At 70.2% G+C, this 12,840-nt stretch carries 13 protein-coding genes and 1 tRNA gene; 7 read left to right on the top strand and 7 right to left on the bottom strand.

The window, feature by feature from the left end:
• On the bottom strand, positions 1–1,077 hold the full coding sequence (locus GQ466_RS13400) for a ferredoxin reductase (RefSeq protein WP_337193508.1): 1,077 nt from the start codon (positions 1,075–1,077) through the stop codon (positions 1–3).
• Positions 1,078–1,284: 207 nt separating this feature from the next.
• Positions 1,285–1,938 (bottom strand): DUF427 domain-containing protein, encoded by a 654-nt coding sequence (locus GQ466_RS13395; protein ID WP_161103179.1) that lies wholly within the window; start codon positions 1,936–1,938, stop codon positions 1,285–1,287.
• A gap of 132 nt (positions 1,939–2,070) precedes the next feature.
• On the opposite strand from GQ466_RS13395, the gene GQ466_RS13390 reads away from it, so the two are divergent.
• The 7 genes from GQ466_RS13390 (at position 2,071) to GQ466_RS13360 (ending at position 8,023) form a co-directional block, all read left to right on the top strand.
• Positions 2,071–3,231, top strand: a complete 1,161-nt coding sequence (locus GQ466_RS13390) for an efflux RND transporter periplasmic adaptor subunit (RefSeq protein ID WP_161103178.1) — start codon at positions 2,071–2,073, stop codon at positions 3,229–3,231.
• Positions 3,228–3,926 (top strand): ATP-binding cassette domain-containing protein, encoded by a 699-nt coding sequence (locus tag GQ466_RS13385; RefSeq protein WP_161103177.1) that lies wholly within the window; start codon positions 3,228–3,230, stop codon positions 3,924–3,926. The genes GQ466_RS13390 and GQ466_RS13385 overlap by 4 nt, the downstream gene beginning before the upstream one ends.
• A complete protein-coding gene (locus GQ466_RS13380) occupies positions 3,923–5,191 on the top strand; it encodes an ABC transporter permease (protein WP_161103176.1) in 1,269 nt (422 codons plus the stop codon). The genes GQ466_RS13385 and GQ466_RS13380 overlap by 4 nt, the downstream gene beginning before the upstream one ends.
• A gap of 19 nt (positions 5,192–5,210) precedes the next feature.
• The gene (locus GQ466_RS13375) at positions 5,211–5,906 is read left to right on the top strand and encodes a hypothetical protein (RefSeq protein ID WP_202420417.1); all 696 of its coding nucleotides are present in this window, start codon (positions 5,211–5,213) and stop codon (positions 5,904–5,906) included.
• A 10-nt stretch (positions 5,907–5,916) separates the two neighbouring features.
• Positions 5,917–6,285, top strand: coding sequence for a PT domain-containing protein (locus GQ466_RS13370; RefSeq protein WP_202420416.1), 369 nt, complete (start codon positions 5,917–5,919; stop codon positions 6,283–6,285).
• Positions 6,286–6,425: 140 nt separating this feature from the next.
• Positions 6,426–7,889, top strand: a complete 1,464-nt coding sequence (locus tag GQ466_RS13365; RefSeq protein WP_337193451.1) for an alpha/beta hydrolase — start codon at positions 6,426–6,428, stop codon at positions 7,887–7,889.
• Between the two features lie 58 nt (positions 7,890–7,947).
• Positions 7,948–8,023: transfer RNA gene (locus GQ466_RS13360), tRNA-Thr, on the top strand.
• A 64-nt stretch (positions 8,024–8,087) separates the two neighbouring features.
• Here the strand turns inward: GQ466_RS13360 and GQ466_RS13355 are convergent.
• The 5 genes from GQ466_RS13355 to GQ466_RS13335 form a co-directional block, all read right to left on the bottom strand.
• Positions 8,088–9,266 (bottom strand): site-specific integrase, encoded by a 1,179-nt coding sequence (locus GQ466_RS13355; protein ID WP_161103877.1) that lies wholly within the window; start codon positions 9,264–9,266, stop codon positions 8,088–8,090.
• Positions 9,267–9,268: 2 nt separating this feature from the next.
• On the bottom strand, positions 9,269–9,505 hold the full coding sequence (locus tag GQ466_RS13350; RefSeq protein WP_161103174.1) for a helix-turn-helix domain-containing protein: 237 nt from the start codon (positions 9,503–9,505) through the stop codon (positions 9,269–9,271).
• Positions 9,506–9,917: 412 nt separating this feature from the next.
• Positions 9,918–10,589 carry a GntR family transcriptional regulator gene (locus tag GQ466_RS13345; protein ID WP_337193450.1) on the bottom strand — a complete coding sequence of 224 codons (672 nt, stop codon included), beginning with the start codon at positions 10,587–10,589 and terminating at the stop codon, positions 9,918–9,920.
• A 549-nt stretch (positions 10,590–11,138) separates the two neighbouring features.
• Complete coding sequence (gene cyaB / locus GQ466_RS13340; RefSeq protein WP_161103172.1) at positions 11,139–11,696, bottom strand: class IV adenylate cyclase; 558 nt, start codon at positions 11,694–11,696, stop codon at positions 11,139–11,141.
• A gap of 59 nt (positions 11,697–11,755) precedes the next feature.
• The gene (locus GQ466_RS13335; RefSeq protein WP_161103171.1) at positions 11,756–12,838 is read right to left on the bottom strand and encodes an aldo/keto reductase; all 1,083 of its coding nucleotides are present in this window, start codon (positions 12,836–12,838) and stop codon (positions 11,756–11,758) included.
• Positions 12,839–12,840 lie beyond the last annotated feature (2 nt).

The raw sequence follows: 12,840 nt of genomic DNA, 5'->3' as shown, positions 1-12,840 counted from the left end.
TCAGAGGTCGATTTCGACGGGTCCTGCGGCGGCGGAGACGCACGTCTGGATCATGTGGCCCTCCTCGCCGTGGACCTCGCCGGTGCGCAGGTCGCGGACCTGGCCGGAGCGGAGGCGGCCGACGCAGCTGTAGCAGATGCCCATCCGGCAGCCGCTCGGCAGCAGGGCGCCCGCGCCCTCGCCCGCGTCCAGCAGGGGGGTCGCGCCGTCGGCGTCGACCTCCACGCCGCTGGAGCAGAACCGCACCCGGCCTCCTTCGCCGCCGGTTCCCGCCAGGACGACGCGGAAACGTTCCGTGCGGAGTCGTTCGGCGAGTCCCGCCGCGTCCCAGTGCGCCTCGGCGTCGTCCAGCAGCTCCGCCGGGCCGCACGCCCACGTCTCGCGCTCGGCCCAGTCGGGGCAGACGCCCGGCAGGTCGGCGACGGCGAGCCGGCCGTCGACGGCGGTGTGCCGCTCGACCAGCGTCAGCGCGCGGTGCCGGCGCGCGAGGGCGCGCAGCTCGTCGCCGAAGATGACGTCGCCGGGGGTGCGGGACGAGTAGACGACGACCGTGTCCGGAAACGTTCCAGCGGCGTCGAGACCGCGCAGCATCGCCATGATCGGCGTGATGCCGCTGCCCGCCGCGAGGAACAGGATCTTGTCGGGGACCGGGGACGGCAGCACGAACTCGCCGTCGGCCGTCTCCAGCCGGACGATCGTCCCGGGCCGCGCGCGGTGGACGAGGTACCGGGACACCAGGCCGTCCGGGGTGGCCTTGACGGTGATGGTGAGCCGTCCGTCGGGGCGCGGCGGGGACGACAGCGAGAACGTCCGCCAGTGGCGCACGCCGTCGATGTCGACGCCGATCTTGAGCCACTGGCCGGGGCGGTGGCCGTCCCACTCGACGCCGGGCCTGATCCGCAGCGTCGCCACGCCGGGCGCCTCGCGCCGGACGTCCTCGATCCGGCCGCGCGGCTCGACCGTCGACCACAGCGGGTTGACGAGGCCGAGGTAGTCCTCGGGGAGCAGCGGCGTGGTGAGCCACCGCGCCGCCTTCGCGAGCCGGCGCACCGGCGAGCGGGACGGGAGCGCGTGCACGGACAAGGGGCCTCCCCGGCGGGTCTAACTTACGTTGCCGTAACCTACGGTGCCGTAAGTTCTGGTCATATTCAAGGCTGTTCCCGGCAAAGCGACCGGCATCACACCATCGCACGATGTCTCATTGACTTATGTTGACCAGGCGCACAAAAAGAGCCCCGTGTTACGTCGTCCGGTGAGGACGAACCACGGGGCTCTGAGCGGGGGCTATTGCCGGACGCCGTCCACGTAGACGTCGACCTTCTCGTCGTAGAACGCCACCAGGCCCTGGACGCGCGTGCTCTCCGGCAGCGGCGCCGCATAACCCCAGACGATGTCTTCGTGGGTCGTGTCGCCCACGCGCACCGACCAGTACTCGGCCGTGCCCTTGTACGGGCAGGTCGTGACCGTGGCGGTGGGCTCCAGCAGGTCCATCCGGACGTGCGTCTTCGGCAGGTAGTAACGAACGGGCAGGTTCGTTTCGAACAGCAGCGTGGGGGAGGACGACTCTGCGATCGTCACGCCGTCCACCTCGATGCGGACGTGGCGCGAACTCGGCAGGACGTCCACCCGGTGATAGGGGTCGCGGGGGTGGGAGAACACCTGCTCGTCCTCTTCGAACCAGTCGAACGCGCTCGCTTTCAGGCGTACGAGGCCGTCCAGTTCGCCTGTGCCGTGCTGGGCCGCGTCGGGTGCCTCGGCGTCGCCCGCGCGGACCGTGGCCCCGTCCAGCTCGGCGCGGACGTCCTCCGCCGGGACGTAGTAGATCGGGAAGTAGCCGTTCTCCCACACCAGGACCGGGCTCGTCGTGTCGGCCACCAGGTTCCCCCCGAGGTAGGCCCGGACCCTCTTGGCGCTCCGCTCGAACCGCACATCGGACATGTCGGTTGCCTTCCGGCTCGGTGATCGTCCGGTCCGAACAACCGGGGCGCGGGGGCGGCTATTTCGCCCGTCTCATCGAATTCTCATGTCGGGCTCACCCGTCCCCCAGACGGCGCCGCGAGCCTTCTCGGCATGAAACTGATCCCCCGCCGGACGCTGCTGGTCAACGGCGCGCTCGGCGCGCTGTTGCTCGGCGGCGCCGGGGCCGCCTATCTGACGCTCGCCGACGACGGGCCGGACGCGTCCGCCGCCACCCGCACCGCGCGGGTCGCGCGCGGGACCGTCGCGTCGTCGGTGTCGGCGTCCGGGTCGGTGGAGAGTTCGCGGACGCGGTCGCTGTCGTTCGGCTCGTCCGGGACGGTCACCAAGATCTACGCGGTGGTCGGGAAGAGGGTGGCGGCCGGGACCGTCCTCGCGCGGCTCGACGCGACGGCCGCCGAGGAGGCGTATTCGCAGGCCAAGGCGGATCTGGTGGTCGCGGAGGCGGGGGACACGACGTCCGACAAGGGGTACGCGAGCTATCTCAAGGTGAAGAACGCCTACAGCGCGGCGTTGCGGACGTTGAACGGGACGGTGCTGCGCGCGCCGATCTCCGGGACGGTCACCGCCGTCAACGGGACGGTCGGCGGCAGCTCCAGCGGGTCGGGCGGCGGGACGTCCTCGGGCTCGGGGTCGGGCTCGGGGTCGGGGTCGGGGTCGACGTCGTCCAGCACGACGACCTCGTCGTCCGGGTCGGGCTTCATCGAGATGGCCGACACCGGGAAGCTCCAGATCACCGGGAACTTCACCGAGTCCGACACCACCAAGCTCAAGGCCGGCCAGAGCGCGACGATCACTTTCGACGCGCTGCCCGGGACGACCGCGACGGGCAAGGTCGCGGACGTCGGGCTCGCGCCCACGACCACCGACAATGTCGTGAAATATCCGGTGACGATCAGCCTGACGACGGTGCCGTCCGGCGTCCGCCTCGGCCAGACCGCGACCGTCGAGGTGTCGGTGTCGCGGGCGGAGGACGTCCTGTACGTCCCGAGCGCGGCGGTTCGCACGGCGGGCGGGCAGAGCACGGTCACGGTCGTCCGGGACGGCAAGCGCTCCACGGTCGTCGTCGAGACGGGCGTCACGGGCGACCAGGGCACCGAGATCAAATCCGGGCTGCACGAGGGGGACGAGGTCGTCCTCACGGCCGCGTCCGGGACGGGCCAGACCGGGCAGCGCGGCTTCCCCGGCGGAGCCGGCGGCCTGCCGGGCGGCGGCGCGGGCCTCCCCGGCGGCGGGGCCGGAGGACGGCGGTGACCCCGGTTCTGGACGTCCGGTCCGTCACCAAGGTCTACGGCTCCGGCGACACGGCCGTGCACGCGTTGCGCGGGGTGTCGCTGCGGGTCGAGCGCGGGGACTATGTCGCGATCATGGGCGCGTCCGGCTCCGGGAAGTCCACGCTGATGAACATCGTCGGCTGCCTGGACGTCCCGAGCGCCGGCCGGTACCGCCTCGACGGCCACGACGTCGGCGGCCTGGACGAACGCCGCCTCGCCATCCTGCGCAACCGGCGCATCGGGTTCGTGTTCCAGTCGTTCAACCTCATCCCCCGGATGAGCGCGCAGGCGAACGTGGAGCTGCCGCTCGCGTACGGCGGCGTCCGGGCGGCCGCGCGGCGGCGCCGGGCCGTCGCGGCGCTGCGCGAGGTCGGCCTCGCGGACCGCACGCGCCACGAACCGAACGAGCTGTCGGGCGGGCAGCAGCAGCGCGTCGCCATCGCCCGCGCGCTCGTCACCGCCCCGACGCTCCTGCTCGCCGACGAGCCGACGGGCGCGCTCGACAGCCGGTCCACCGCGGACGTCCTGCACCTGTTCGACGGGCTCAACCGCGCCGGGCGCACCCTCGTGATCATCACGCACGAGGCGGACGTGGCCGCGCACGCGCAGCGGATCGTCCGGCTCGTGGACGGCCGCATCGTGGAGGACCGGCGCGTGGCGGGGGCCGTCCGGTGACGCCCGCCGAGATCCTGCGGTTCGCCCTGCGCGGACTCGCCGCCAACAAGCTGCGCAGCGCCCTCACCACGCTCGGGATCCTCATCGGCGTCGCGTCGGTGATCGTGCTGGTCGCGGTCGGGAACGGGTCGTCGGAGGCGGTGAAGAAGAGCATCCAGCGGCTCGGCGCGGACGCGCTGACCGTCACGCCGTCCACGACCGGGAGCGGACGGCGCGGCGGCGGGTTCTTCCCCGGCGGCGGCGCGGCGGGGCCGCAACAGCAGCAGCAGACCGGGCCGCGCACGCAGGCGCACGACCTGACCGTCGCGGACGCCACGGCGCTCGGCTCGTCCGGGCAGGCGCCGTCGATCAAGAGCGCGTCGCCGGTCGTGACGAGCCAGTCCGTGACGGCGAGCTACGCGGGGACGTCCGCGACGATCGGCCAGTTCGTCGGGACGACGCCGACCTACTTCGCGGCGGCTAACAAGACGCTGGCGTCCGGGTCACTGTTCTCTTCCGGGGACGGGAAGACGGTCGTGCTGGGGAGCACCACGGCGTCCGATTTGTTCGGGGTGGTCAGTCCGATCGGCAAGAAGGTCGACGTCGGCGGGATACGTTTCACGGTCGTCGGGGTGCTGAAGGCCACGGGCTCGTCGTCGTCCAGCTTCTCCGACCCCGACAGCATCGCCGTAGCGCCGCTCGCCGCCGTCCAGGAGAGCCTGACCGGGTACGGCGGCCTGGACCAGATCATCGTCCAGGCGACCGGCTCCGACGCGGTGGACGCCGCCCAGGCCGAGATCACCGCGCTGCTCGCCCAGCGGCACGGCGTCGGGACGACCGGGACGGCCGACTTCACCGTGTCGAGCCAGGCGAGCGTGCAGTCCGCCGTCAGCGACTCCACGCGGACGTTCACCGTGCTGCTCGGCGCCGTCGCCGCGATCTCGCTGCTCGTCGGCGGGATCGGCATCACCAACATCATGCTCGTGACCGTCACCGAACGGACGCGCGAGATCGGCATCCGGAAGGCGATCGGCGCCCCGCGCGGCGCGATCCTCGCCCAGTTCGTCGTGGAGGCCACCGTGCTCAGCCTGATCGGCGGCCTGCTCGGCGTCGCGGTCGGCATAGCCGGAACATTGTTCCGTATCGCCGGGGTGCAGCCGGTGCTCGTCCCGTCGTCCATCGCGCTGGCGCTCGCGGTGTCGGTCGCGATCGGCCTGTTCTTCGGCGGCTTCCCCGCCGGCCGCGCGGCCCGGCTCCGCCCGATCGAGGCGCTGCGCCATGAGTGACCGCACCAGGGAGGACCCCATGCCCGAGAACCCGCAGCCCGGCGTCCCGTACGCGCAGACCGGGCCGTCCGTCCCGGGCCCGCCGCCGAACGACGCGGATCTGCTCGCCACGTCCCGGCAGAGCGGGCCGTCCGTCCCGGCGCCGCCGTCGAACGACGCGGACCTGCTCGCCACGTCCCCCTTCGAGGACGACCTGGACGACGCGCTCGCCGCCGTCCCGCCCCGCCGCGCCCTCCCCGGCCCGACGCTCTACCTGGCCGCCGGGGTGCTCCTCGTCGTGGGCTTCCTGGGCGGCGTCCAGGCGCAGAAGTGGAACTCCGGAACGTCCACCGGCACCCCGGCGGCGCAACCCGGCCGCGGCGCCTTCCCCGGCGGCTACGGCGGCGGCCAGGGCACCGGCGCGCGGGGCGGCTACGGCGGCGCACCGGGCGGTGGCTTCGGCGGCGCACCGGGCGCGGGCGGTGGCTTCGGCGGCGGACTGACGACCGGCACCGTCACCAAGGTCTCCGGCGACACGCTCTGGGTGAAGACGCCCGACGGCAAGACCGTCAAGGTCAAGACCGGCGGCTCCACCAGCGTCAACATCACCCGCGAGGGCTCGCTGAAAGACCTCGGCGAAGGGGCGTCCGTCGTCGTGCGCGGCTCGGCCGGCGACGACGGCACCGTGACGGCGACGCAGGTCACCGAGGGCGGCCGACCCGGCCGCGGCAACTGAGGAGGAAGCGATGCGACGCGAACTCACGGCCGTGGCCGCCGCAGCCTCGCTCCTGCTGGCCGCCGCGTGCGGGGACGGCAAGACCGCGTCCGGCGGCACGCCCTCCGCAGACCCGATGGCAGCGTTCCGCGCCTGCCTCCAGAAACAGGGCGTCACAATGCCGGACCGCACCGGCCGCCCACCCGGACGTCCTTCGGGCCGCCCGACCGGCCGCCCATCCGATCGCCCGACCGGCTGGCCCAGCGGAGCCCCCGCGGACCGCCCGACCGGACGGCCGTCCGCTCGCCCGAGCCGCCCGGCGGCCGAGCAGAAGGCGATGGAGGCGTGCCGCTCCCTGGCCCCGAACCGGGCCCGAGGCGGCGCGCCGCCCGCCCCCTGAGACGTCGGCGGGCGGGCCGCCCCCCGCACCCGCCCGCCGACCCCGCATTTCCGCCCGCCGCGCACGAGATGCGACCATGGCGGTTCATCCGACCGGCCGACGAACGGGGCGCTGTGCGGGCCAAGACGATCAGCGGAGCGGTGACGGCGCTGGTGCTCGCACTGGCGTCCGCCTGCACGAGCGACCCGAAGGCCGCACCCCTGCCCCCGTCCACGTCCCCCTCCAGCCAGGGCCTGGCGTGGAAGGACTGCGGAGAAGGCTTCCAGTGCGGCACGGTCCAAGTCCCGCTGGACTACGCGCACCCGTCCGCCGGGACGATCGGGATAGCGATGATCCGCCTCCCCGCGTCCGACCGGTCCGGCCGCATCGGCTCCCTGTTCACCAACCCGGGTGGACCAGGCGGCTCAGGCATCGAGTTCGTCCGCCAGGCGGCCCGCAGCTTCGGCGCGGACGTACGACGCAAGTTCGACATCGTGGGCTTCGACCCCCGCGGCGTGGGCCAAAGCGACCCCGTCCGCTGCCTGACGGGCCCCCAACTCGACACGTTCTTCAGCACGGACGCGTCCCCCGACGACCGAGCCGAGATCGACGCGTTCGCAGCCCAGAGCAAGAACTTCGCAGCGTCCTGCGCCAAAAGGGCCAGCGCGCTACTACCCCACGTATCCACCCGAGACGCAGCCCACGACATGGACCTGCTGCGCGCAGCAGTAGGCGACGCAAAGCTCACGTACTACGGCGCGTCCTACGGCACCTACCTCGGAGCCGTCTACGCAGAACAGTTCCCCACCCACATCAGAACCCTGGTCCTGGACGGAGCCCTGGACCCCAAGGTCTCGTCGGCAGAGGTCCTAGTACAACAGGCAAGAGGCTTCGAGACAGCGTTCCGAGCCTTCGCGGCAGACTGCGTCCAGTCACCGGGCTGCCCCCTGGGCACCACAGTAGAAGGCGCCCTGACCCGCCTCTCAGCCTTCCAGAAGCAACTCGACCGTACGCCCTTGGCGAACACCCGAGACACCCGCAAAGTCACCGAAGCATGGGCGACGATGGGCATAGCGACGGCCCTCTACGCCAAGGAGAGCTGGCCCTACCTACGCCAAGCCCTGAGCCAGGCGTTCACCCAACACGACGGCACCCTCCTGATCACGCTCGCCGACACGATGGTCGAACGCAAGCCGAACGGCACCTACAGCAACGAGACCGAAGCCAACATGGCCGTGAACTGCGCAGACAAGCCCAACCCCCCAACCCTCACGGCCTACCAGTCCTACGCAGACAAGGCCCGCAAAGAGTCCCCCCGCTTCGGCCCCTTCGTAGTCTGGGGCGGCCTCCCCTGCATCTACTGGCCCACCCAGACCAAGCAGACCCCCCACCCCATCAAGGCGACAGGCTCCCCACCCATCCTGGTAGTAGGCACGACGAGAGACCCGGCAACCCCCTACCAGTGGGCCGAAAACCTGGCATCAGAGCTGGACAACGGCGTCCTCCTGTCCCTGAACGGCGACGGCCACACGGCCTACCTGCAAGGCGACCCCTGCATCACGTCCGCGACAGACCGCTACCTCCTCACCGGAACCCCACCCCGAGACGGCACGCACTGCAACTGATGCACATACCGGCCCAGAGACCCGCTAGACTGCTACCCGCGCCGTCCTCACACGGCACGCCGCCTTAGCTCAGTCGGCAGAGCGATTCACTCGTAATGAATAGGTCATCGGTTCGATTCCGATAGGCGGCTCCAGCTAGAAGGCCCCTTCCGAAGCTTCGGAAGGGGCCTTCAGCGTGCTGGGTGACTAACTGGGTGACTAAGCCGCTCGATCGTCTCCGGGGAAGATCAGGTCCATGGCCGTCGCGCCTTCCTCCAAGACCGGCCTGAGCTGCTTGCGGTAGACGGCCTCGGTCACGGCGGTGCCGTCGTGACCGACCAGCCGGGAGATGTGCTCGATCGGCACCCGCGCCTCGTTGGAGAGCAGGGAGACGAAGGTGTGCCGCAGCTCCCGCACAGTCCACTCGGCCGGGTTCAGACCGGCCTTACGGTAGACGACGCGGACGTCGCGTAGGACGTTGGTCACGTTGCGCTGCGTGCCGTTCCGCGTGCAGAAGACCAGCCTGGTGTCCGACCACTCCTCGCCCTCCTTCTTCGCCGCCGCCATCTGCCGGGCCTTGAGCGACCGCAGCGCCTCAACGCATCTCATCGGCATGGCCAGGGTCCGCCGTGACTTCTTCGTCTTGGTCTCGCCCTTGGCCCGGACCGAACGCCAGACGTTGATCGACGGCGGCTCCATCGGCATCCCGCGGGCGGCGGGCCGGCCGTCGAGATCGACATGATCCCAGGTGAGCGGGCGTAGTTCCTCGGGTCGGGCACCGATCAAGATCGAAAGCACGATGTATGCCTCAAGAGATGACCCCACGGCCGCCTTCAGCACCGCTTCGGCTTGGTCCAGGTTCATCGCCTTCGATGGGCGGCCGTCGCGTCCCTCCGGGATCTCAGCGAGCTCGACCACGTTCCGCTTGACCTTGTCGCGTGCCATCGCCTTCTTGACGGACTGGTTCAGGATGGAATGGAGCTGCTTGAGTGCGTCGCTTCCCAGCACCTCGGTCTTCGACTCCAGCCACTTCTCTACGTCTTCCACCGATAGCTCACGGAGCTTGCGCGCACCGACCGCAGGGATCACGTGATTGTCGATCAGGCTTCGGTTCTTCTTGATCGTCCCTCCGGCGCGTCCCTTCTTCGCCATGAGCGCGAACCAGTACTCGACCGCCTCAGCGACGGTGTAGTTGTGCGGCGCGATGGCCAAGCCGTCCTCGTAGTCGCGCACCTTCTCCTTGAGCTTCCTCAGCGCCTCCGACTTCTTCGGATCGCTGGCCTTCCTGACGATGCGCTTACCGGCGGGGGTATATCCCACGGTCACCGAAGCGATCCAGCGCTGACGGCTCTCGTCCCAGTGCAGTCCACCGTCGCCCCGGCTGCGTCGCTTGGTCATCGTCACGCCCCCATGGCTTCCTGCTCCAGGAGCTCGACGAACTGTGCGATCGCCCGAGTGGTGACGCGGGTCGAACGTCCGGACTTCACGGTCTTCAAGCGGCCTGCACGGATCTCCCGGTACAGGTGGGCGCGGCTGAACGACAGGACGACGGCAGACTCCTCGACCGTGTAGAGCTGCTTGTCGGCGGGCGGATCGGTCTTCGGGAACCCGGGGTTCTCGGCGCGGCGTGCGGTCATGATGGTGTTGCTCCTTCGCGAGAGGGAGCGGCGGTCCCGGGCGCTGCTTTGGTCGGTAGAGACCCGGGGCCGTCCGCGATGTCAGTTGCTCGGTGTGCCGGGAGTGGAGTCGCCTTCGCGGGATGCATGGGGCGCACAGGCGGTGGGCCATGAGGATCGGGCCGCGGGCGGCGGTGTGGGAGGGCGGCTCCTTGGGGGAGGGCGGGTCTGGTGGCGGTGGCCGGTCGGCCTGGCACAGTGATCTCCGATCGATTCGGCAGAGATGGAGACTCAACCGAACGAAGGGCGCCGGGGCGGCAACTGTGACATCAGGTCGCAACAGACCTTAAGTATTTCTGTACTAGAAATAGAGAACATGTCTACCTTGGGAATGTCAAGTCCCGGAGATGTCTCACCGTGAATCCTGGCGGGGCTACTCGTCGCTGACCGTTGCGGCGAGTACATGACGCCCTCGCCCGGGACGGTTCTCGATCAGGCCCTCGGCCTCCAGTACGGCAAGAGCCCGCCGCACGGTGACCCGGGCCACGCCGTGTTCTTCGGCCAGCGTCAGTTCTCCCGGCAGCCTTCTGCCGACCGGGAATCGCCCCTGGGCGATGGCTGCGCGCAGCCGCCCGGCAACAGCCGCCGTCCGGTTCGCCTCGGCGCCGAGATCGCCGGCGAACCACGCCTGCCCGTGAACCGGCGTGACCAGACCCTCAGCAGCCAGCAGGACCAAGGCGCGTGTTGCCGTCCCCGGCGAGACCCCGAACTGGTCCGCCACCTCGCCCGCGGTGCCGACACGCCCGCCGGCGGGCACCTCACCGGACGCCAGCAACCGCCGGACCTCGTCCACGACCTGCTCGTACTTCTTCTCCACCCGCACTGCATCAGGCACTCCGTCGCCCGCACGGACGAAGCGTCCACGACCGGGGACCACTTCGATCAGTCCCTCGTCTTCCAGCAGGGACAGCGCCCGGCGGACCGTCATCCGGGCCACCCCATGCCGGTCCATCAGCTCAGACTCCGAAGGAAGAGACCGGTCCGCGCCGATCTCCCCCGCCTCGATGGCCCTGCGCAGACCATCGGCGATATCCCGGAACCCCACCCTCGACACGGTCCTGGCCGCTCCTGACGCATAGGGGCCGACGCCCTTGCCTGACAAATGCGCAGAGCACATCGTAAGCACGCCCCGCCTGGAAGCGCCCTGCACTCGTTCCCCTGAGCCGACTTGCCTACCTTGCCCGGATCGTTGCCCGGCTTGCCTACCTTGCCGGGATCGTTGCCGACTCGCTTGCCTTGTCTCGGTGCTGCCGCCGGGCAAGGGATGACGCAGGGTGGGCAAGGTCAGGTCTCATCTGCCCTGCGCACTACACCGTTTCCGCAGGTCAACCGTTAGGCAAGGTCGCCGTGCGACCGGCGCCCCGGTCTTTGCCGCCTTGCCGTAGAGGGGCTCGCGCTGGGACGCACCAGCGGGTTGCTCAGGGCTTCGCGGAGGAAGGGGTCGCGTTGGTCATCCCACTGCTCGCGCATGGCCTCGGGCATCGGCTACATCCTTTGCCGGGACCGAGGGCACCTTCTCCGGGACAACGCGTCGGGGCGCGGTGCGTCGCGCACCGCGCCCCCCTTCGGGATGGTGTGACGGCTGTTTCGGGAGTCAGCGTTCGCGGCCGAGGAGCATGTGAGGGTAGCCCCGGTTGATCCGGTCGCCGAGGCTCACGTCGAGTCCGTCGATGAACGCTTGGAGACGCGTGATGGCCTCTTCGGCGTTCTCGGCATCGCCCTTGAACTCGAACTCGACGAAGTGCCCGGCGTCGGCCACGGTGTCGAACGCGACGACGACCTCACCGGGGATGGTCCACTCTTCACGGGTCTTGTCCACCGTGGTCAGCTTCGTGAAGTCGAGCGCGACGAGGGTTCGGCGCAGGGCCTCGACGTCCTCGACGGGCGTCTCGTACTCGTCACAGTGGGTCTTGATCTCGGCGTCCTCGGGAAGCCACCGCTTGTAGTTGACCGAGGCTCCGTTGTCGGTCTCACGGAGACGCAGCCACTCGGAGATCGCGGCGGGGGCGAGGAAGTCGCGGTGCGGGGCGTTGTAGTAGGTGTCCACCTGCCGGATGGCCGGTGCGGGCTTGCCGCCGCGTTCCTCCAACTGCTTCTTGAGCCGGTCCGGCTCGGTGAGCGCGAACTTCTGCTCGACCTCGATGTACTTCACTGTCGCCTCTCCTTGGAAGGTGGGGGAAGCCGTCCCACGGGCAGCGTAGGGACGGCGGGTCATCGCACGTGGTGTTTCGCCGTACGAGCCGCGAACGCGTCGCGAAGCGGCGCGAGCGAACGGCGCAACCAGGTGATCTCGTCGTCGGCCAGCGGCTCGCCGAGGCTCGTGATGGTGGTGTTGATCTGCTCGGCGTCGCGGAAGCCGACCAGGACGGGGACGGTCGGGTCGCGGGCGAGGGCGTACCTCAGTGCGAGGCGTGCCATGTCCGGCACGGTCGCGCCGTAGCGCTCCCGTACGGGGGAGAGGCCGCGATGAACCTCGCGCAGAGCCTCGGGGGTGAACGTCGGGTCTTGGCGGCGGTGGTCACCGCGTCCGAACGTACGGGGGTGGTCGGGGTGATGAGTGCCGAGCAGGATGCCTTGCCCGAGGGCCTGCTTGATGATGACGGCCACTCCTTGCGCCTTGGCGAGGTCGAACACGTCCGTCTCGCCGGGGGCGTACAGGGGCGACAGCAGGTTGTATCGGACGGTCAGCACGTCGGGCCGGATCTTCTGGTACAGGTGCAAGAACCGGGCGGCCTCGTGGCACCGATGGTCGTGGCTTGGGCCGGTCGCCCATTCGAGTGCGAACGTGTGCGGAGCACGCATTCCGATCGCGCGGACGAGGCCGTGTTCGACGAACGCGCGCATCTGCTTGACGGCGCGCGCCAGGTACTGGTCACCCTCGCCGAAGTCGGTGGAGTGGAAGAAGTACAGGTCGAGGTAGTCGATTCCGAGGTGGCGGAGAGTGCGTTCAAGCTGGCGTCGCATCTGTTCGGCCGCGTAGGGATGAGCGGCCGAGGCGAAATAGCCGACCTTGCTGGAGACCGTGACCTCGTGCCGAGGGACGTGGGCGAGCAGGCGGCCGAGTAGCCGTTCGGAGTGGCCGAGGCCGTACACGTCGGCGGTGTCGTAGAGGGTTACGCCCAACTCGTGCGCCCGTAGCAGTCCGTCGAAGGCGCGTGCGCTATCGACGCCGTCCCATCCGATGGGTACGCCTCGGTTGGTGGCCGCGCCGCCGATGGTCCAGCAGCCCGCGCCGAGGCTGGACACGGGGCGGCCGAGGCCGCGCAGGTAGCGGGTTTCCGGAATCGTGCTCATGG

The organism is Actinomadura rayongensis (assembly GCF_009831215.1).
GTDB classification, from domain to species: domain Bacteria; phylum Actinomycetota; class Actinomycetes; order Streptosporangiales; family Streptosporangiaceae; genus Spirillospora; species Spirillospora rayongensis.
Note: the sequence above shows the minus strand (reverse complement) of the source record. Positions and strands in the feature narration are given on the sequence as shown.